We start from the raw sequence: 20,047 nt of genomic DNA, 5'->3' as shown, positions 1-20,047 counted from the left end.
TACCAACCGGAAAAATCAGGAAAATTTAAAATTGTCAGAGAAAAAGGAATTATTAAAGAAAATCGCAGATATTCTTGCAGAGGAAAAATGGATTACCTCAGCTGAATTGTTGGTTTTGAAGGAAAAAATAGAAAAATACGGTGGCACTTTATGACCAGGGCGGTGATCTACTGCCGGTGCAGTACAGAAGAGGAGTGCCAGAAGGATGCGCTTATCAGACAGGCGGCGGAGGCAAGAGAATGCGTCCGCCGCCTGAACTGGTCCTTAGAGGATGAATATATAGAAAGCAGGTCCGGCACCAGCACCCGGGGACGGGAACAGTACCAGCGGCTTTTTTCTGACCTTCTTAGAGATAAATTTGAGATTGTGGTGATAAAATCCCAGGACAGACTGATGCGAAACACAAAGGACTGGTATGTTTTTGTGGATCGTCTCGTGACTTGTGGCAAACGGCTGTATCTCTATCTGGAAAACCGTTTTTACAGTGCCGATGACAGTCTGATCACTGGAATCAAGGCAATTCTGGCAGAGGAATACAGCCGGGAATTAAGCCGTAAGATCAATAACGCCCACCGGAACCGGCAAAAGACTGGAAGTGCCCTGATGCTTACTTCCAATACCTATGGATATCGGAAGCTGCCAGATAAAAGCCTGGCGATCATAGAGGAAGAGGCGCAGGTGAAAAGAAAAATGTATGAGCTTTGTGCAGGAGGTCTTGGCAGCAGATGTATCGCCCGGATCCTGCGGGAGGATGGTGTGCAGAAACGAAATGGAAGCTTTTTTACCGATTCTGATATCCGCCGCATGATCCGAAATCCTGTCAATAAAGGCACTGTGGTCATGAACCGGAAGCATTATGATTTTGATACCAGGCAGGTGGTAAAAAATCCACAGGAACAGTTCTATATTTATGAAAACCGGATTCCGGCAATTGTGTCAGAAGAACTGTGGAAGGCTGCCAATGAAGAAATCGACAAAAGAAAGAAACCTGTCGGAAATCAGGAGAAAACGGCCAGGTGCTTTGGAGTAAATCCGGGAAAGCATGTGTTTAGCGGAAAATTGGTCTGTGGTTTGTGCGGGGCCCCTTTTTACCGGACAACAAGAAAGGGAAAAAATCATAAAATTCATGAATGGAAATGTAAAACTTATCTGGAACAGGGGAGAAAAAAGGAGGAAAAGCCAGGCGGCTGTGCCAATATCCATCTGGAAGAGGAAAAGTTGTTTCTTCTTCTGGAAAGGTCCGGAGGAAAAGAAATCCTGCCAGATCAGGAAAGGGAGATTACGGATTCTTTCATGCAGCTTTTGAAGGAAAGTCTGGAAGAAAACCAAAAGAAGAATTTGGAAAAGTACGAACAGCTGGAAAAAAAGATTAAATACCAGCAACAGCTTTTGCTGGACAAATATCTGGAAGGCCTGGTGGAAGAATCTCTTTACCAGATCAAGGAAAGGGAACTGCAAAATAAATTAAAGAACAACACCGGCAGCAGAACGTGCAGGCAGAAGAACAGGGATTTTCTGGCAGAGGAACAGGAAGAAGTGGAAAAAAGGCTTCGAAAGACAGAACGGTTTTTTAAAGAACATCATGTGGTTCTAAAGGCCTGCGTATTATGTGAGTTAAAAATGGTGGATAAAATTCTGATTTATCCGGATCATCTGAAAGTGGTAAAGAAACAGGGAAAATGCATTATTGCGGCAGAGACCTTGGATATGCTATACTGAAAAAATCGTAACTGCCCGTAATGTCTGCAGTTACAGACATTACTTAGAGCCTGTTTGAAAAATCATTCTCGCAATCTGCACGCCTTGCTGTGCGGTATATTTTGTCCGAAAAGGCAGAAAGGAACAGTATTATGAATATCAGAAAATCTACACTTCAGGATCTGCCACAGATACTGAACTTATATAAAATTGCCCGGGAATTTATGAAAAACAACGGTAATCCAAACCAGTGGGAGGACCGCTACCCGGAAGCTTCCACGGTAGAAAATGATATAAAAACAGGAATTTCCCATGTATGCGTGGAAAATGGGGAAATTGTTGGAACATTTGTATTTTATACAGGAGAAGATCCTACTTACCGTGTGATCGAAAATGGTGAATGGCACAGTGACAGGGAGCCCTACGGCGTGATTCACAGAGTTGCTTCCAATGGGGTGACAAAGGGTGTGACCAGGGCTGCATTTTCTTATGGGTTGGAGAGAAGCGGATATGTGCGCATTGATACCCATGAGGACAACAAGCCCATGCAGGGCGCTTTGAAGAAATTTGGTTTCAGGGAATGCGGTGTGATCCATCTGGAAAGAGGAGCGGAGAGGATAGCCTTTGACTGTCGGAAAGAGTGGCTCTGAAAAATAAAATTAAATTTCTTTTTTGAAGAAATACGGAATTGCACTTCGTTATAGAAAATTGGAAAGAGAAGAGGACAGCATTTTGGGGAAACTGTCAGAATGCGTACTCACTGGAATGTCTGACTTCCATATATGATCAGGTAGCCAAGCCCCTGTCTTGCACCGATGAATTCGCCTATGATCACCCCTACCAGGCAAAGACCGATATTTACTTTCATATTTGCAAGAATAAGGGGCACGGAGGAGGGCAAAACAATTTTTAAAAGTTCTTCTTTTTTACCGCCTCCAAGTGTGCGGATCAGCTTCAGCTTTTCCTGGCTGATCTCCCCGAAGCCTGTATACAGGTTCAGAATCGATCCAAAAATTGCCACAGACATACCTGCAATAATGATGGTCCGCTGACGGGCACCCAGCCATACAATGAGAAGGGGGGCCAGGGCAGACTTAGGAAGGCTGTTCAGCACTACCAGATAAGGCTCCAGTACTTTTGCAAGTCTGGGGCATCCCCACAGCAGAATGGAAATGCCAAGACCCAGGACTACTACGAAGAGGAAACTAAGAAGAGTTTCTTTCAGGGTGGCGCCAATGTGGATGAACAGCGAGTGGTTTTGGGCCATCTCCATAAAGGTTTTGAAGATCATGGAGGGGCTGCTGAAGATGAAAGAGTCGATCCAGCCAGCCCTTGCCAGGATTTCCCATTGTGCCAGAAAAATAAGAAAGACCAGAAGCCTTGCGCTTACAACAAGGCGACGGTCCCTTTTCTGACGGGCAAGATATGCTTTTTGAGCGGGGGAAGGTTCATGCATTCTGATTCAACTCCTTCCAGATCAGATTAAAGTAGGATTTGAAAGCCGGGGCATTTCTCGAAGAAAGGGGCGTGCGGTCTTTCATATCCAGATCAATGGGAACAATCTTTATTACAGTGGCAGGACGCTTTGAAAGAATCAGTACCCGGTCTGCCATGCTGATGGCTTCGGAAATATCATGAGTGACAAGAATAGCCGGCTTTCGTTGTTTTTTCAGGATTTTTCCAATGTCATCACTTACGTTCAGCCGTGTCTGGTAATCAAGTGCGGAGAATGGTTCGTCGAGAAGCAGAAGATCCGGTTTTAATGCAAGGGTGCGGATCAGTGCCGCCCGCTGTCGCATGCCGCCGGAAAGCTGGCTTGGACGACTGTCACGGAATTTGTCCAGCTCATAAAGCTTTAATAGTTCATCTACATAGGAAAGATTGTCTTTTGTGAGTTCGCCTTGTATTTCCAGTCCAAGGAGAACATTGCGGTAGATGCTGCGCCATTCCAGAAGGTGGTCTCTTTGAAGCATATAGCCAATACGGGCGCTGTCCTTGTTCAGTGGCTTTCCATTCATAAGAATGGTTCCGCTTTCCGCATGTAAAAGCCCGCAGATCAGATTCAGCAAAGTGGACTTTCCACAACCGGAAGGCCCCACGACAGCCAGAAACTCTTCTGGCATAAGATGAAAAGATATATGAGAAAGGGCAGCCGTTTCCCCGGATAAGCTATGGTAAGAAAGGCACACATCCTTTACTTCCAGAAGCGGATTCATAATCAAACCTCCATTTTCGTATAATTTATGATATGCTTTTGGGGTGGGGTGTGTTATAATGAAGTGATTTATCTATGTGCAGAGTGTAGCGAAGCGGAGTTCGTGGTTCCTGTACCGACAATTTTTTTAGAAAGAAAATAATATTATGAGTAAAAAGCAAACGGTTTTCAACCTGTTATTTCTGGTGATCGTTTTCGGTCTTACCATGTACTTGGTTTTTCGCGGCAAGGACATCGGGGATATTATCCGTACTGCCAGGGAAGCTGATGGAAGATATCTGCTTCTGAGTCTTGTGTGCGTGGTATTTTTTATCCTCGGCGAATCGGTTATCATTTTTTATATGATGAAAACACTTGGAGCCAGTGTGAAAATGACTCATTGTGCACTGTATTCCTTTGTTGGATTTTTTTTCAGCTGTATTACTCCGTCTGCATCAGGCGGACAGCCCATGCAGATCTTTTACATGAAAAAAGATAAACTGCCTATTCCGGTAACCACTCTGGTTTTGATGATCGTTACCATCACCTACAAGGCAGTTCTTGTAGTGATCGGTGTTCTGATCTGTTTTCTGGGCGGTGATTTCCTGAGAGGCTATCTTGGGGACTATATGTGGGTGTTTTATCTAGGCGTGGGTCTGAACGTGTTCTGTGTTACCTTTATGATGATATTGGTGTTTGCCCCAGGCCTTGCGAAATGGATCATGGTAAAAGGTCTGAAGATCATTGAGCATGTCCGGATTCTGAAGCCAAAAAAAGCAAGGCTTGAGAAGCTGGAGGCTTCCATGGACCAGTATCACGCAACGGCAGCCTTCTGGGCCAGCCATAAGCGGATCATACTGAATGTATTTATCATTACATTTGTGCAGAGGTGTATTCTGTTTACGGTCACTTACTGGGTGTACCGCGCTTTGGGACTCCATGAGTATGGAATCCTGACCGTTACTATTTTACAGGCGGTGATTTCCGTATCTGTGGATATGCTTCCTCTTCCGGGAGGCATGGGAATCAGCGAGACTTTATATATGGTGATGTTTGTGCCCGTATTTGGACCGCTTTTGCTGCCATCTATGCTGCTCAGCCGTGGAATTTCCTATTACGGACAGATGCTGATCAGTGCACTTATGACTTGTGTGGCACATCTTACCATTGGAAGAAAAAACGAAGAGATACAAAGGATGTAATTAACTGCAATGAAGGAAGAACGTTTGAAAAAGGAGAAACAGGATATGCTTGGATTTTATGATTATACGGTGGTGCTTACATACATCAGTCTCGCTGTTTCCGTATTTGGCATGACAAGAGCACTGGAGGGAGACTTTAAAGTTGCAATTTTGTGTCTGGCACTGTCCGGACTTTGTGATATGTTTGACGGGAAAATCGCCCGTACAAAGAAGAACCGTACAGAAGATGAGAAGAAATTTGGAATTCAGATCGATTCCCTGTGTGATGTGGTATGTTTTGGTGTGTTTCCGGCAATGATCTGTTATTGTCTGGGAATGAACCATATTCCGGGTGTGATCATTCTCTGCCTGTATTGTGTAGCTTCTGTAATCCGTCTGGGTTACTTTAACGTAATGGAAGAGAAGAGACAGAACGAGACCTCCGAGCTTCGTCACTATTACCAGGGTCTGCCAATCACTTCGATGGCGATCATCCTTCCGTTTCTTTATCTGCTGAGAAGAGGATGCGGGAAGAATTTCCTTTTGGTGATCCATGTGGCAGTGTTAGTAGTCGGAGTGCTGTTTATCAGTGATTTTAAGGTGAAAAAACCTCAGAATCCAATGGTGATCCTTCTGGTTGCCCTTGTGGCACTGGCGCTTTCCATGATGTTTCATCTGTTATAAAACGGATATTCACCATATATGAAAGTCAGTTGTCTGGCGCCTTTTGCGCTCCTGCAGCTGCCGGCTGCATTCGTAATCCGGGCTGTCGCCAGACGATATCCATGAATTCGCTCATGCAGGCATGGCTCATTTGTGGATGCCATCGGGAATTTTTATAGCAAATGCAGGGGAGGTATTATGAAATATATAGACAGAAAAGGCAACATCACAATAGAGGAGAACAGACAGGACAAATTTTTGCGCCATCTGTATAATGACTGGGGCGGACGTCTTTGCCTGAAGATCATAATACAGCCTTTTGTTACCAGACTGGGCGGCTGGTTTTTGAATACCAGGCTTTCTGCGAGGATGATTTCTGGATTTGTGGAGCGCAATCACATTGATCTTTCCAGCTGCACCAGACAGGAGTTTGCTTCCTATAACGACTTTTTTACCCGCAGGCTTAAAGCGGGGCAGCGGCCTGTGGCAGCGGATGACAGCGTACTGGTCAGTCCTTGTGACGGAAAGGTTACAGTAAGCCGTATTGGCAGTGATTCCAGATTTTATATAAAAGATACTCTGTATACCCTGGAACGCCTGCTGAAGAATAAAAAGCTGGCAGAGCGGTATCTTGGCGGTTATGCAGTGATCCTCAGGCTGACAGTCGATGATTATCACCATTACTGCTATGTGGCAGACGGAGAGAAATCTCCGGATGTAAAGATCCCCGGTGTTTTTCATACGGTAAATCCTGCTGCTAATGACGTATGCCAGATTTATCATGAGAATACCAGAGAGTATTGCCTGTTAAAAACAGAGCAGTTTGGAACCATTGCTATGATGGAAGTCGGAGCTATGATGGTGGGGAAAATTACCAATCTGAAACCTGGTGCCTGCGAAGTGAAAAAGGGTGAAGAAAAAGGTTATTTTGAATTCGGAGGTTCTACCATTGTCCTGCTTCTTCAGCATGGAAAGGTAAGAATGGATTCTGATCTGATTGAGAATTCTGAGAATGGATATGAAACGATTGTAAGAATGGGTGAGAGAATTGGCAAATGTAAATTACCAAAAAGAGCTTGAAAAATTAATCGAACAGCATGAGAAAGAAGGAAAGGTTCCCAGACTTTTTCTTCATGCATGCTGTGCGCCCTGCAGCAGTTATGTCCTGGAATATCTTTCCAGGTTTTTTTCTGTTACAGTATTTTTTTATAATCCCAATATTTCTCCCAAGGAGGAATATGAGAAGCGGGTGGCAGAAATCCGCAGGCTGATCAGCGAGATGGAGTTTCTTCATCCAGTCGATCTGGTGGAAGGCGCGTATAGACCAGAGGATTTTTATGCCATGGCAAAAGGGCTGGAGGATGTACCGGAGGGAGGAGAACGGTGTTTCAAATGTTATCGGCTTCGAATGGAGGCAGCAGCAAAGCTGGCGCAGGAGGGCGGATATGATTATTTTACCACCACACTTTCCATCAGTCCCTTAAAAAATGCGGGAAAGATCAATGAGATAGGCCAGGAACTTGCACAAATCTATAAAGTGGAGCATCTTCCGTCTGATTTTAAGAAAAAGAACGGATATAAGCGGTCTATAGAACTTTCCCATGAATATGAGCTGTATCGGCAGAATTATTGCGGGTGTGTGTTTTCTAAGCGGGAGAGCATAGAGCGGGAAAAACAGAAACAACAAAACGGTTTGGTGCAGTAATGTATAGCGAAAATCATAATGAAAGACTCTTTGCAATTAGCAGAAAGTGTGATAAACTGGAGCGTGTTTGAAAAAGGCTTTCTGCAAGATGTGCGTCACAATTTGTGGGAGATTTCGCTCGGATGAGGGCGCCGTAGCGGGCTACGGCAACCGAATTCGGGCGAAATCTCCCGCAAAGTGGGGCGTGCAGATTGCGGGAATGATTTTTCAAACACGCTCTAGCACTTGATTGTAGTAAAGTTAGAAAGAATTTGTAAGGTTCCTATAATACTTCAAAGTGTATTTCTGTAAAATTCTTAAGCATCTTGCTTTTGGAATAAAAATATTGAAAAATTCGTGGGACTTTGCAGGAAATGAGGGAAAATATTATGGCACAGCTTTGGGGCGGACGCTTCACTAAGGAAACCGATAAACTGGTTTATAATTTTAATGCATCCATTTCATTTGACCAGAAATTTTATGAACAGGACATCCGTGGCAGCAAGGCACATGTAAAGATGCTTGCAAAACAGGGGATTCTGACAGAGAAAGAGAGAGATCAGATATTAGAAGGACTGGAGGGAATCCTGGCAGATGTGAAAGCAGGCAGACTTGCAATCACATCAGAATATGAGGATATCCACAGCTTTGTAGAGGCAAACCTGATCGACCGTATTGGTGATCCGGGTAAGAAGCTTCACACGGGAAGAAGCCGTAATGACCAGGTTGCACTGGACATGAAGCTTTATGTGCGTGATGAGATCGATGAGATTGACCAGGAAGTAAAATCACTGCTTGAGGCTCTTCAGAAAATCATGGAAGAGAATGTGCATACGTATATGCCCGGCTTTACCCATCTCCAGAAAGCCCAGCCAGTTACGCTGGCGCATCATGTGGGAGCATATTTTGAAATGTTCCGCCGTGACAGAGGCCGTCTGTTTGATATCCGCAAGAGAATGAACACCTGTCCTCTTGGCGCGGGAGCTCTTGCAGGAACTACCTATCCGCTGGACAGAGAATACACCGCACAGCTTCTGGACTTTGATGAGCCAACCAGAAACAGCATGGACTCTGTATCTGACAGAGATTATGTGATTGAACTATTGTCTGCACTTTCTACGGTTATGATGCATCTCAGCCGTTTTTCCGAGGAGATTATTCTCTGGAATTCCAATGAGTACCGTTTTGTGGAAATTGATGATGCATACAGTACCGGAAGCAGTATTATGCCTCAGAAGAAGAACCCGGATATTGCTGAGCTGGTAAGAGGAAAAACAGGACGTGTTTATGGAGCTCTGACATCCATTCTTACTACCATGAAGGGAATTCCGCTGGCATACAATAAGGATATGCAGGAGGATAAGGAACTTACGTTTGACGCTATTGATACTGTGAAAGGTTGTCTGGCTCTTTTTACCGGCATGGTATCCACCATGCAGTTTAATAAGGCGAACATGGAAGCAAGTGCAAAGAATGGCTTTACAAATGCTACTGATGCTGCAGATTACCTGGTTAATCATGGCGTGCCTTTCCGTGATGCGCATGGAATCGTTGGACAGCTGGTTCTGAAATGTATCGACAAGGGGATTTCCCTGGATGAATTGTCCCTTGAGGAGTATAAAGAAATCAGTCCTGTGTTTGAGCAGGATATTTATGAAGCTATCAGCATGAAGACCTGTGTGGAGAAACGTATGACTCTTGGCGCTCCCGGTCCGGATGTGATGGAGCAGGTAATTGCAGGAAATAAAAAGTATCTGGAAGAGAACTGAAAAGAGGACACATCTTGTAGAATGCCTTTTTCAAATATGCTTTGGGCAGTTCGGTGGAAAGTAACGAAAGAATCTTGTTTTACAGGATTTTTTGGGTAAATGAGATAAATTTATTGCTTTAATATGATAAAATTTAAGAAAGTACTTGCATTTTCTCAGAACATGGTATAGTATGTCATAGAAATACACATGTACGCAGAGGAAAGAATGAGGAGAGAATATTATGAGTGAAAAGCTTAGAGTTGGTATTTTAGGTGCTACCGGAATGGTGGGTCAGAGATTTATTTCCCTGTTAGAGAATCATCCATGGTTTGAAGTTGTAACTGTTGCAGCAAGCCCGAGAAGTGCTGGAAAGACTTACGAGGACGCTGTAGGAGGCAGATGGAAAATGGATACTCCAATGCCGGAAGCAGTGAAAAAGCTTGTTGTTATGAATGTAAATGAGGTAGAGAAGGTTGCGTCAACTGTTGACTTTGTATTCTCTGCTGTAGATATGTCCAAGGACGAGATTAAAGCCATTGAGGAAGCATATGCCAAGACTGAGACACCAGTTGTTTCCAACAACAGCGCCCACAGATGGACACCTGATGTGCCGATGGTAATTCCGGAAATCAATCCAGAGCATTTCGAAGTTATCAAACATCAGAAAGAGCGTCTGGGAACAAAGAGAGGTTTCATCGCTGTTAAGCCAAACTGTTCTATTCAGAGCTATGCGCCTGCACTTACTGCATGGAAAGAATTTGAGCCATATGAAGTAGTTGCTACTACATATCAGGCAATTTCCGGAGCTGGAAAAACATTTAAGGACTGGCCGGAAATGGAGCATAACATCATTCCATATATTGGTGGCGAGGAAGAAAAAAGCGAGAAAGAGCCGCTTCGTATCTGGGGTAAAATTGAGGACGGCGTGATTGTTCCGGCGAAAGAGCCTGTTATCACATGTCAGTGTGTTCGTGTGCCAATCCTGAATGGTCACACTGCAGCTGCATTTGTAAAATTCAGAAAGAAACCTACGAAAGAGCAGCTTGTAAAAGCACTTGTAGAGTTCAAGGGGGTTCCCCAGGAACTGAATCTTCCAAGCGCACCGAAGCAGTTCATTCAGTATCTTGAGGAGGATAATCGTCCACAGGTTACAGAGGATGTGAACTTCGAGAACGGAATGGGCGTATCAATCGGAAGACTTCGCGAGGATACTGTTTACGACTGGAAGTTCATCGGACTTTCCCACAACACTGTAAGAGGTGCTGCAGGTGGTGCTGTTCTTTGCGCAGAGACATTGAAGGCGCAGGGATATATCCAGGCGAAATAAATTGAAGAGTGAATAAATGCAGGGAGAATGCTGCCGGATGTGGCGGCATTCTCCCTTTTTGGATAGTTGACAATCTGCACGCCCTACTTTGTGGTATATTTCACTCGAATTCGACTGTCGTAGCCCGTTACGGCGCCTTCATCCAGGCGAAATCTCCCACAAATTGTGACGTACATCCTGCAAAAGCCTTCTTCAAAAATAGTAACAGATAAACAACTAAAATAAAAAACTGACCGTTTACGATAGGGAAGATTCATGTTAAAATAGATAGCACGTTAGAAATGACAGGAGGTGAGTCCATGAGTGACAGAGAGCGAATCCGCCTTACCCAGTATTCTCATACATCTGGCTGAGCGGCGAAAGTAGGTCCGGGGACCCTTGCCCAGGTTCTGGGTAAGCTGCCGAAGTTTTATGATTCGAATTTACTGGTCGGAACGGAATCTTCCGACGATGCTGCTGTATATCGCATATCTGATGATCTGGCCATGATCCAGACTGTGGATTTTTTTACACCGATCGTGGACGATCCTTATACTTTCGGACAGATCGCAGCGGCAAATGCGTTAAGTGATGTGTATGCTATGGGTGGAGAGCCTAAGCTGGCATTGAATATTGCAGCCTTTCCTAATTGTCTTGATCCGGAGATTCTGGGCGAGATTCTGCGGGGAGGTGCAGACAAGGTAATGGAGGCTGGTGCTTCTCTTGCGGGAGGACACACGATTCAGGACGATGAGCCGAAATATGGCTTGTGCGTTACCGGATTTGTAAATCCTGCCTCAATGTGGAAAAATATTGGAGCAGAGACCGGAGATGTTCTGATCCTTACCAAGCCTCTTGGAACCGGAATTCTTTCTACTGCAGTGAAAGGAGAGATGGCATCTGAGGAAGAGACTGCCTATGCAGCTTCTGTGATGGCGACTTTGAACAGGTATGCCAGAGATAAAGTGGCAGATCTGCAGATTCATGCCTGCACGGATGTAACAGGTTTTGGTCTTGCCGGACATGCCCTGGAAATGGCGAAGGGAAGTGGGAAGACCCTTTGTATTTCTCTTGGTTCCCTGCCGATTATGAAAGGAGCACTTGACTATGCTTCTATGGGATTTATTCCTGCAGGTGCATACCGCAATCGGGAATTTGCAGGGGGAGAGTGCGAGTTTTCATGGAAGAATCACAGTGGGGAAAGCAGTGAGAATTTCTGGCTGGAAAAGACCAGGTGTGAAGCTGCGGAAAATGAAACAGGCAGAAGTGAAACCATCATAAATGAAGCAGAGCTTGCTGCCCGTGAGGATATAGTATTTGACCCGCAGACTTCCGGAGGGCTTCTCCTGAGTATAGATTCTCAGGATGCGGGCAAGGCAATTAGTCGACTGTCTTCTCTGTCGCTTCCCTGTGCTGTGATTGGACGGGTAATTAATTTACAAAAGAAACATCTCGTTTTTGTGAAATAGTTCCTAATTGATAAAAAATTATCAACTTCTATTGTGAAAAATACATCAAAGTGTTATAATTGTAAAAAACAATACGGAGGTGTTTTTTATGAACTATGAAGATGTGCAAAAACTTTCAAACGCAGCCAAAAACAAAATCGGGCTGCTGAACGGCAATTTCCTGAAGTACTTTCTTCGGGCTGTAATGGCTGGTTTCTTTATTGATGTGGCAGTTATTTACAGCAATGTTATAGGAAGTGTATTTTCAGGATCAGATCCTGCCTGGGGCAAGTTTCTTGGAGCTGTAGTGTTCTCCATTGCTGTTCTTCTGATCAGCCTGGTTGGCGGCGAGCTGTTTACCGGTAATAACATGGTAATGGCATTCGGCGCCTTCGACAAGAGTGTATCCTGGGGGGATGCAGGCAAGGTATGGCTGGTAAGCTACCTTGGCAATTTCGTTGGATGTGCAATTATGGCACTTCTTTTTGTAGGAGCAGGTGCATCCGGCTCAGCAGATTATTTCGCAGGCTTTATTAACAACAAGCTGACGATCCCTATGGGACAGATGTTCATGCGTGCAATTTTGTGTAACTTCTTCGTATGTCTTGGTGTACTCTGCGGAATTAAGCTGAAAAGTGAAACCGGTAAATTCCTTATGATCGTAATGTGTATCTCTGCATTCGTTTTCAGCGGATTTGAGCACTGCATTGCAAACATGGGAATTTTTGTAGTAAGCCTTGGTCTGGTAGATGGCCTTTCCGTTGGTCTCATGCTGAAGAGTATGCTGATCGTAACCATTGGAAATATGGTGGGAGGTGCTCTTTTACTGGCATGGCCATTAAGAAAGATGAGCGCAGATAAATAATATGTCAAAAGCTTTATACATAGCAGAGAAGCCCAGCGTGGCTCAGGAATTTGCGAAAGCTTTAAAATCTGGCGGACAAAGACGGGATGGCTATATCGAGTCTGATACCTGCGTGGTGACCTGGTGTGTGGGACATCTGGTCACCATGAGCTATCCTGAGAAATATGATATGAAATACAAAAGGTGGAGTTTAGATACCCTGCCTTTTTTGCCGCATGATTTTAAATACGAAGTGATACCTGGCGTGGAAAAACAGTTTCAGATCGTGAAAGGGCTTTTAAACAGACCTGATATTGATACCATTTATGTGTGTACCGACTCTGGGCGTGAAGGTGAATATATTTACCGCCTGGTAGCACAGATGGCGGGAGTGAAGGACAGGACGCAGAAGCGTGTGTGGATCGACTCCCAGACTGAAGAAGAGATTCTTCGGGGAATCCGTGAGGCAAAGGACATCTCAGAATATGATAACCTTGCCGCAGCCGCCTATCTTCGGGCAAAAGAAGATTATCTGATGGGAATTAATTTCTCACGTGTACTGACTTTGCGTTATGGAAACAGCGTAACCAATTATCTTGGAGGCAAATACCAGGCAATTTCCGTTGGACGGGTTATGACCTGTGTCCTTGGGATGGTAGTTCGCCGCGAGCGGGAAATCCGCGCATTTGTGAAAACACCTTTTTACAGAGTTGTGAGCAGCATTGCTCTTGAAGGAGAAAGCTTTGAAGGAGAGTGGAGAGCTGTAGAAGGCAGCCGCTATTTCCAGTCCCCTGTTTTATATAAAGAAAATGGTTTTAAGAAAAAAGAAGATGCCCAGAAGCTGATCTGTGAATTAAGTACACAGCAGCCTCTTATATGTACGGTGGAGAAGATTGAGCGAAAGAAGGAAAATAAGAATCCGCCTCTTCTGTTTAATCTGGCAGAGCTTCAGAATGTCTGTTCCAAACTGTTCAAGATCAGTCCGGATGAGACTCTTTCAATTGTGCAGGATCTTTATGAAAAGAAACTGGTCACATATCCCAGAACAGATGCCAGAGTTTTATCGACAGCTGTGGCAAAGGAGATTTATAAGAATATTTCCGGGCTTCGGAATTATCCTCAGGCCGGGGAAGCTGCGCAAGGTGCGTTAGAGCTTGGCGTATACAAAAATATCGCGAAGACACGTTACACCAATGACAAACAGATTACAGACCATTATGCTATTATTCCTACTGGCCAGGGACTTGGCGCACTAAAGGGACTTTCTCTGACGGCACAGCGGGTGTATGAGACGATTGTGAGACGATTTTTAAGCATTTTTTATCCACCGGCTGTTTATCAGAAGGTAAGCCTTGTGACGAAAATGGAGAATGAATCTTTCTTTTCTTCTTTTAAAGTTTTGCTTAGTGAAGGGTATCTGAAGATTGCTGCAAATTCTTTTGCAAAAAAGAGTATGGCAGAAGCTTCCGGAAAAACTCCCGAAAGTGAAGGAGAAGGTGAGGTTTCCTGCGACGAAGCTTTGTTAGCTGCATTGCAGAAACTGAAAAAGGGTGATATACTAAACATAAATGGTCTTGGTATCAAGGAAGGAGAGACATCTCCACCGAAACGATACAATTCCGGTTCTATGATCCTGGCAATGGAGAATGCAGGCCAGCTGATCGAGGATGAGGATCTTCGTTCACAGATCAAGGGAAGCGGAATTGGTACCAGCGCCACCAGAGCAGAGATTTTGAAGAAGCTGTTTAATATCAGATATCTGTCTCTGAATAAGAAAACCCAGGTGATCACACCTACCCTTCAGGGGGAAATGATTTATGATGTGGTAAACTGTTCTATCCGTCAGCTTCTGAACCCGGAACTGACTGCCAGCTGGGAGAAGGGACTTACCTATGTAGCAGAGGGATCTATTACAGAGCAGGAATATATGGATAAGCTGGAGCACTTTGTAAGGATTCGTACCAAACAGGTGGAGGACAGTCATTTTCAGTATGCGCTGAGGCAGTTTTTTGATGCAGCTGCGCAGTTTTATAAGAAGCCGGAGCGGGAAACTGCTATGAAAAAAAGGCAGAACACGCTCTGATACAGATTGGGGAATAAAGGAAATCATTCATTAAATTAGATTTATATGAGGAGGATGTATTATGTTAAAAGATTTTACCATCGCAAACATGCTGGATATGACCCAGACCATCGCAGGAGAGCTTTTCCAGGGGAAAACCTATCCGTGGGAAGTTCTTCCGGAGATTGGTGATTTCATTGTGAAATTGGGAAAAACATTGGATCCAGATGAATATGACTATCTGGAGGGGGATATCTGGATTGCGAAATCTGCCAAGGTTGCACCTACCGCCTGCATTAACGGACCAGCCATCATCGGCAAGAATACAGAAGTGCGCCACTGTGCATTTATCCGCGGCAAAGCTCTTGTAGGAGAGGGCTGTGTAGTGGGAAACTCCACAGAGCTTAAGAATGTAGTCCTTTTTAACAATGTGCAGGTTCCCCATTACAATTATGTAGGAGACGCTGTACTGGGTTACAAATCCCATATGGGTGCAGGTTCCATCTGCTCCAATGTAAAGTCAGACAAGAAATTGGTTGTTGTAAAAGACGGCGAGGAGAAGATTGAGACAGGACTTAAGAAGTTTGGTGCCATGCTGGCAGATCATGTAGAAGTTGGCTGTGGTTCGGTTCTGAATCCGGGAACTGTGATTGGAAGAAACACTAACATTTATCCGCTTTCTCCAGTACGTGGATGCGTTCCGGCAAACAGCATTTATAAGAATAAAGACGAGATTGTAACAAAGAATTAGACTAGAGCGTGTTTGAAAAAGGCTTTCTGCAAGATGTGCGTCACAATTTGTGGGAGATTTCGCCCGGATGAGGGCGCCGTAGCGGGCTACGGCAACCGAATTCGGGTGAAATCTCCCGCAAAGTGGGGCGTGCAGATTGCGGGAATGATTTTTCAAACAGGCTCTAGTATAATAAAATGGCTTGGCAGAAAATGAATTCTGTCAAGCCGTTTTTTCTGGACATGTCCATAAATGATTTTTATATCATAGCTGTTCTAAATTCCAAACCACATCTTGCGGATTACGGTCAGTATAGCAATATGTACCGGATAAAAAGCATAGAAGAGGTATTTTACCCATTTCCCCTGAATAAATCCCCGTTTTTCATTGTACATATTCAAAGGAATAAAAGCAAAGCAAGCCTTCCATTCATAGATCAGCCAGCAGCTTCCAATAACTGCCTGTGCAGATTTGTGCTGATGCAGCCAGTACATGATCAGGAGAAATACAAAGCCTTTATATCCGTAATCTGCTTTGAGAAAATAGGAGACTGCAAGAAGCAACAACATGCAGAAAAGCTGCATGGAAGCATTTTTTTCAAAGCGTTCGACCAGGCAGAATGCAAGATATCCCAGAAATAAGGTGAAAAAAACGTTCTGCTTATCTGGATACAGCAGAGTGCCATTTTGTGCAAAATTCCATGGAATTTCAGAAATACAGGCGAAAATCAGAAGATTTCTTCCGTATTTAAAGCGGTTGTGGGTGTGAAGAAACCCTTCCACAAGCAGGAAACAGAAAATAGGGAAAGCTGCACGCCCCACGTCACGCATTACCCGGTATAGGGAATAAGTGGTGCTGCCTATTTGAAACCAGGGCGCTATGGCTGGCGGGTAGTGACGCAGAAGGAAAGAAGCGGTATGGTCGATCAGCATAATCGCCATAGCCAGCATCTTCAGGGCACTTCCGCTTAGGATTCTCAGTTTTTCGGGCATAAAAGAAGTTGAAGTTTGCAATGACATATCTATGTAAGTCCTCCTGTTCTGAATATAGAGTATTGCTGGATACTTTTGGCTATGAAAGTTCCGGGCAGCAGCTGTGATCGGAATGTTCTTATGTAGTTTATCATGAAAATAAAATTTCTACAAGACAAGTCCAATAAATGGTACCGACAATTTTTTCGTAAATTTTGCAAAATATGACTAGACGAATGAAGAATTTTGTGAGAAAATAACACTAGGTTGTTAGGTCTTTAACAACGATTAAGTAATCAACACTGAAAGGAGTCTTAAAATGATTTACACTACTGAAGTTGAAAACATGTGCCCAGTAGCTAAGGGTGCAAAACATGAGCCAGCTCCGATCCCGGAAGAAGGCCAGTGGGTCCATGCAAAGAAAATTGAAGATATCTCTGGTTTTACACATGGTGTAGGCTGGTGTGCTCCTCAGCAGGGTGCCTGTAAACTGTCCTTAAATGTTAAGAATGGTGTAATCGAGGAAGCCCTTATTGAGACAATCGGATGCTCCGGTATGACACATTCTGCAGCTATGGCAGCAGAGGTTCTTCAGGGTAAGACAATTCTTGAAGCATTAAATACAGACCTTGTCTGTGATGCAATCAATACAGCAATGAGAGAACTGTTCCTTCAGATCGTTTACGGACGTACTCAGAGTGCTTTCTCTGATGACGGTCTTGCTGTTGGTGCAGGTCTTGAGGACCTTGGTAAAGGCCTTCGTTCCCAGGTTGGTACAATGTACGCTACCAAGGAAAAAGGAGTTCGTTACCTGGAAATGGCAGAGGGCTATGTAACAGGTATTGCTCTTGACGAAGACAACGAAGTAATCGGATATCAGTTCGTTTCTCTTGGAAAAATGACTGACTTTATCAAAAAAGGTGATGATCCTAACACTGCATGGGAGAAGGCAAAAGGTCAGTATGGCCGTGTAGCTGATGCTGTTAAGATTATTGACCCAAGAAAAGAGTAAGCCACAAGCGAAAGGAGACGAACAGAAATGGCATTATTTGAAGGATATGAGAGAAGAATTGCTCAGATCAATTCTGTATTAAATAGCTATGGAATCAGCTCTATCGAAGAAGCTGAGAAAATCACAAAAGACGCTGGTCTTGATGTATATGACCAGGTTAAGAAAATTCAGCCGATCTGCTTTGAGAATGCTGCATGGGCTTACACAGTAGGTGCTGCAATCGCGATCAAGAAAGGCTGCAAGAGAGCTGCTGACGCTGCTGCAGCTATCGGAGAAGGACTTCAGGCTTTCTGTATTCCTGGATCTGTTGCTGACCACAGAAAAGTAGGTCTTGGACATGGAAATCTTGGTAAAATGCTCCTTGAGGAAGAGACAGAGTGCTTCTGTTTCTTAGCAGGACATGAGTCTTTCGCAGCTGCTGAGGGTGCTATCGGTATCGCTGAGAAAGCAAACAAAGTACGTCAGAAACCATTACGTGTTATCCTGAACGGACTTGGAAAAGATGCTGCCCAGATCATTTCCCGTATCAACGGATTCACATTTGTTGAGACAAAATACGATTACAAAGAAGCTAAATTAAACGTAATCTATGAGAAGCCATATTCAAACGGACTTCGTGCTACTGTAAAATGCTACGGTGCAGATGATGTTCAGGAAGGTGTTGCTATCATGCATCACGAGAACGTTGGTGTTTCCATCACTGGTAACTCCACTAACCCGACTCGTTTCCAGCATCCGGTTGCAGGTACATACAAGAAAGAATGTATCGAGCAGGGTAAAAAATACTTCTCCGTTGCTTCCGGCGGTGGTACAGGACGTACTCTTCACCCAGACAACATGGCAGCAGGTCCTGCTTCCTACGGTATGACAGATACTATGGGACGTATGCACTCTGATGCACAGTTCGCTGGATCCTCTTCCGTACCGGCTCACGTTGAGATGATGGGTCTTATCGGAATGGGTAACAACCCGATGGTTGGTGCTACTGTTGCTGTAGCTGTTTCTGTAGAGGAAGCTGCTAAGGCTGGTAAGTTCTAATTATATAAATTGTAAAAGCATTGAAAGTGCCGTAAACTCCAGGGTTTACGGCACTTTTGTTACTACCGGGAATTTTTGCAAAACAGCATGAAAATACATGAAAAAATGGCGGTAACTAACAAATAACTAACAGGTAACTGACAGGCGTAACTGACAAGTAACTAACAAACCTACCACGAAAAAAGCAGCAGGACAATGCCTGCCGCCAATCATTTTGTTATCTTTTCCATTTCTCTTTTCAGATCTTCCACAGTACGGTGAGTATATATCTTTTCTGTGATATCTGCAATTTCATGTCCGACGATCATTTTCAGAATATATTCATTCATATTTGCTTCTTTGGCTTTTGTAATAAAAGTGTGTCTGGTGTCGTGGGGCTTGTGATCCATTCCCAGTCGTGCCATAACCTTCTTGAAACGTCCACGATATTTGTCGTATGTAAGATAAGTGCCCTGCTGACCGTCCGGATCATTGAAAAGATATTTACTTCTCATACTGACTGCTTGCTCGTAATTCTTACGCACCAGATCTGCAACAAGTGGATGAATTGGAACCAGACGGTTACGGCCGGCATCTGTTTTTAGTCCACCAGTGTATGTCATATTATCTAGGTCCACATCTGCAACTTTTAGAACTGCCAGCTCTTGGGGACGCCATCCGGAATAAATTCCGATCAGGACCATATCTGCGAATGGTATTTCCGGATGTTCCAAAAGGGCTGTAATTTCCTGTTCAGAAAAAGGAATGCGGACGATAGTAGGACGTTCTCTTTTAACACCATCACATAAGGCTGCATAGTTTTTATCCACAAGTTCATGCTTCATAGCCCATTTATACATAAGGTTAAACAGACTCTTCATTCGTCCCTTAGTGCTGGATCCTACGTTTGCACTATGAATGGTTCCTTCAAGATGTTCGACTCGGACATCTTTTATTCGCATATCATAAAGAGGAGTACAGTACTTGTAGGCAGCAGTGATTGTACGTATGCTGGAAGCATTGCTGAGTGTAGGGAAATATTCTTCAGACCATTTTTCGTATACTTCCGAAAAAGTTGTCTTATTAAAATTCAGATCATAAGGATTTTCATTGTATTGTACAAGAGCAGTCATTGCTTCCTGTCTGGTAGCATAATATCCGATTGCCTGTTGCTTCTGCTTTACCTTTTGTCCTTTCTCATCAAATTCCCATCCGAAGGTTTTGGCTGCTACCCATGGCCGCCGGCGCCTGCCGGATAGTTTATATACAGAACCGAACCCATTTGGAAGTTTCATAACATCACCTTTCTTCTAAAAAAGAGTATAAAAAATACACCTTTGCAGGTGTAAAGAAAAGTGCTATAATAATCTTGCTATGGAATGATTATAGCAGTTTTCTTTATACTGCAAATTATTCAACAGATCGCTCTGGTGCTGGTAACACCGGGGCGATTTTTTATATAAAGTAAAAGACACCCATGCAATAT

21 protein-coding genes and 4 pseudogenes are annotated in these 20,047 nt (G+C 44.0%); 18 read left to right on the top strand and 7 right to left on the bottom strand.

The window, feature by feature from the left end; all coding sequences use genetic code 11:
- Positions 1-31 precede the first annotated feature (31 nt).
- The 4 genes from AB5Z12_RS06820 to AB5Z12_RS06805 are packed head-to-tail and all read left to right on the top strand — an operon-like array spanning position 32 to position 2,348.
- A complete protein-coding gene (locus AB5Z12_RS06820) occupies positions 32-154 on the top strand; it encodes a hypothetical protein (RefSeq protein ID WP_255610631.1) in 123 nt (40 codons plus the stop codon).
- Positions 151-1,719 (top strand): recombinase family protein, encoded by a 1,569-nt coding sequence (locus AB5Z12_RS06815; protein ID WP_148462251.1) that lies wholly within the window; start codon positions 151-153, stop codon positions 1,717-1,719. The genes AB5Z12_RS06820 and AB5Z12_RS06815 overlap by 4 nt, the downstream gene beginning before the upstream one ends.
- A gap of 54 nt (positions 1,720-1,773) precedes the next feature.
- Positions 1,774-1,854: a DUF6783 domain-containing protein gene (locus AB5Z12_RS06810; RefSeq protein WP_368357022.1), complete on the top strand. Its 81-nt coding sequence runs from the start codon at positions 1,774-1,776 to the stop codon at positions 1,852-1,854.
- Positions 1,851-2,348 carry a GNAT family N-acetyltransferase gene (locus tag AB5Z12_RS06805; protein WP_118581402.1) on the top strand — a complete coding sequence of 166 codons (498 nt, stop codon included), beginning with the start codon at positions 1,851-1,853 and terminating at the stop codon, positions 2,346-2,348. The genes AB5Z12_RS06810 and AB5Z12_RS06805 overlap by 4 nt, the downstream gene beginning before the upstream one ends.
- Before the next feature lie 107 nt (positions 2,349-2,455).
- Here AB5Z12_RS06805 and AB5Z12_RS06800 read toward each other — a convergent pair whose 3' ends face one another.
- Positions 2,456-3,154 carry an ABC transporter permease gene (locus AB5Z12_RS06800; protein ID WP_148462250.1) on the bottom strand — a complete coding sequence of 233 codons (699 nt, stop codon included), beginning with the start codon at positions 3,152-3,154 and terminating at the stop codon, positions 2,456-2,458.
- A complete protein-coding gene (locus AB5Z12_RS06795; protein ID WP_148462249.1) occupies positions 3,147-3,914 on the bottom strand; it encodes an ABC transporter ATP-binding protein in 768 nt (255 codons plus the stop codon). The genes AB5Z12_RS06800 and AB5Z12_RS06795 overlap by 8 nt, the downstream gene beginning before the upstream one ends.
- Positions 3,915-4,059: 145 nt before the next feature.
- Here AB5Z12_RS06795 and AB5Z12_RS06790 point away from each other — a divergent pair, with 145 nt between their 5' ends.
- The 4 genes from AB5Z12_RS06790 to AB5Z12_RS06775 all read left to right on the top strand — a co-directional run bounded on the left by AB5Z12_RS06790 (position 4,060) and on the right by AB5Z12_RS06775 (position 7,441).
- Positions 4,060-5,094 carry a lysylphosphatidylglycerol synthase transmembrane domain-containing protein gene (locus AB5Z12_RS06790; RefSeq protein WP_180006269.1) on the top strand — a complete coding sequence of 345 codons (1,035 nt, stop codon included), beginning with the start codon at positions 4,060-4,062 and terminating at the stop codon, positions 5,092-5,094.
- Positions 5,095-5,118: 24 nt separating this feature from the next.
- On the top strand, positions 5,119-5,757 hold the full coding sequence (locus AB5Z12_RS06785; RefSeq protein ID WP_330642393.1) for a CDP-alcohol phosphatidyltransferase family protein: 639 nt from the start codon (positions 5,119-5,121) through the stop codon (positions 5,755-5,757).
- A 177-nt stretch (positions 5,758-5,934) separates the two neighbouring features.
- A complete protein-coding gene (locus AB5Z12_RS06780; protein WP_173735145.1) occupies positions 5,935-6,816 on the top strand; it encodes a phosphatidylserine decarboxylase in 882 nt (293 codons plus the stop codon).
- Positions 6,785-7,441 carry an epoxyqueuosine reductase QueH gene (locus AB5Z12_RS06775; protein WP_148462247.1) on the top strand — a complete coding sequence of 219 codons (657 nt, stop codon included), beginning with the start codon at positions 6,785-6,787 and terminating at the stop codon, positions 7,439-7,441. The genes AB5Z12_RS06780 and AB5Z12_RS06775 overlap by 32 nt, the downstream gene beginning before the upstream one ends.
- Positions 7,442-7,454: 13 nt before the next feature.
- Here the strand turns inward: AB5Z12_RS06775 and AB5Z12_RS06770 are convergent.
- A pseudogene (locus tag AB5Z12_RS06770) lies at positions 7,455-7,592 on the bottom strand (DUF6783 domain-containing protein); the annotation flags it as partial.
- Here AB5Z12_RS06770 and AB5Z12_RS06765 point away from each other — a divergent pair.
- From AB5Z12_RS06765 to AB5Z12_RS06750, 4 genes and pseudogenes are all read left to right on the top strand, one after another.
- Positions 7,530-7,670, top strand: coding sequence for a DUF6783 domain-containing protein (locus AB5Z12_RS06765; protein WP_334284869.1), 141 nt, complete (start codon positions 7,530-7,532; stop codon positions 7,668-7,670). The pseudogene AB5Z12_RS06770 and the gene AB5Z12_RS06765 overlap by 63 nt on opposite strands.
- A gap of 139 nt (positions 7,671-7,809) precedes the next feature.
- A complete protein-coding gene (gene argH / locus AB5Z12_RS06760; RefSeq protein ID WP_173735144.1) occupies positions 7,810-9,189 on the top strand; it encodes an argininosuccinate lyase in 1,380 nt (459 codons plus the stop codon).
- A gap of 223 nt (positions 9,190-9,412) precedes the next feature.
- Positions 9,413-10,498, top strand: coding sequence for an aspartate-semialdehyde dehydrogenase (asd, locus tag AB5Z12_RS06755; RefSeq protein ID WP_173735143.1), 1,086 nt, complete (start codon positions 9,413-9,415; stop codon positions 10,496-10,498).
- 8 nt (positions 10,499-10,506) lie between these two features.
- A pseudogene (locus tag AB5Z12_RS06750) lies at positions 10,507-10,686 on the top strand (DUF6783 domain-containing protein); the annotation flags it as partial.
- Here AB5Z12_RS06750 and AB5Z12_RS06745 read toward each other — a convergent pair.
- Positions 10,636-10,755: pseudogene (locus AB5Z12_RS06745) on the bottom strand (hypothetical protein); the annotation flags it as partial. The pseudogenes AB5Z12_RS06750 and AB5Z12_RS06745 sit on opposite strands and share 51 nt — an antisense overlap.
- Before the next feature lie 42 nt (positions 10,756-10,797).
- On the opposite strand from AB5Z12_RS06745, the gene selD reads away from it, so the two are divergent.
- From selD to AB5Z12_RS06730, 3 genes are all read left to right on the top strand, one after another.
- Positions 10,798-11,946 carry a selenide, water dikinase SelD gene (gene selD / locus AB5Z12_RS06740; protein WP_243880023.1) on the top strand — a complete coding sequence of 383 codons (1,149 nt, stop codon included), beginning with the start codon at positions 10,798-10,800 and terminating at the stop codon, positions 11,944-11,946.
- Positions 11,947-12,034: 88 nt separating this feature from the next.
- Positions 12,035-12,790, top strand: a complete 756-nt coding sequence (locus AB5Z12_RS06735; protein WP_118581426.1) for a formate/nitrite transporter family protein — start codon at positions 12,035-12,037, stop codon at positions 12,788-12,790.
- Position 12,791: 1 nt separating this feature from the next.
- Entirely contained in the window at positions 12,792-14,852 is a 2,061-nt protein-coding gene (locus AB5Z12_RS06730) for a DNA topoisomerase (protein WP_173735142.1), read from the top strand.
- A 499-nt stretch (positions 14,853-15,351) separates the two neighbouring features.
- Here the strand turns inward: AB5Z12_RS06730 and AB5Z12_RS06725 are convergent.
- Positions 15,352-15,678, bottom strand: a pseudogene (locus tag AB5Z12_RS06725) (DUF6783 domain-containing protein); the annotation flags it as partial.
- Between AB5Z12_RS06725 and AB5Z12_RS06720 the strand changes: the two are divergent.
- Entirely contained in the window at positions 15,616-15,777 is a 162-nt protein-coding gene (locus AB5Z12_RS06720; RefSeq protein ID WP_306797080.1) for a DUF6783 domain-containing protein, read from the top strand. The pseudogene AB5Z12_RS06725 and the gene AB5Z12_RS06720 sit on opposite strands and share 63 nt — an antisense overlap.
- Positions 15,778-15,836: 59 nt before the next feature.
- On the opposite strand, the gene AB5Z12_RS06715 is transcribed toward AB5Z12_RS06720, so the two are convergent.
- The gene (locus AB5Z12_RS06715; protein WP_148462239.1) at positions 15,837-16,580 is read right to left on the bottom strand and encodes a TraX family protein; all 744 of its coding nucleotides are present in this window, start codon (positions 16,578-16,580) and stop codon (positions 15,837-15,839) included.
- A 271-nt stretch (positions 16,581-16,851) separates the two neighbouring features.
- On the opposite strand from AB5Z12_RS06715, the gene AB5Z12_RS06710 reads away from it, so the two are divergent.
- Positions 16,852-17,544, top strand: a complete 693-nt coding sequence (locus tag AB5Z12_RS06710; RefSeq protein WP_118581434.1) for an iron-sulfur cluster assembly scaffold protein — start codon at positions 16,852-16,854, stop codon at positions 17,542-17,544.
- A 27-nt stretch (positions 17,545-17,571) separates the two neighbouring features.
- Positions 17,572-18,582, top strand: a complete 1,011-nt coding sequence (locus AB5Z12_RS06705) for a GGGtGRT protein (protein WP_118581437.1) — start codon at positions 17,572-17,574, stop codon at positions 18,580-18,582.
- A 209-nt stretch (positions 18,583-18,791) separates the two neighbouring features.
- Here the strand turns inward: AB5Z12_RS06705 and AB5Z12_RS06700 are convergent, their stop codons facing one another.
- Entirely contained in the window at positions 18,792-19,856 is a 1,065-nt protein-coding gene (locus AB5Z12_RS06700; RefSeq protein WP_368357020.1) for a tyrosine-type recombinase/integrase, read from the bottom strand.
- Positions 19,857-20,047 lie beyond the last annotated feature (191 nt).

It is taken from the genome of Ruminococcus sp. RTP21358st1_G6_RTP21358_211008, assembly GCF_040908885.1.
Lineage (GTDB): Bacteria > Bacillota > Clostridia > Lachnospirales > Lachnospiraceae > Blautia_A > Blautia_A faecis.
Note: the sequence above shows the minus strand (reverse complement) of the source record. Positions and strands in the feature narration are given on the sequence as shown.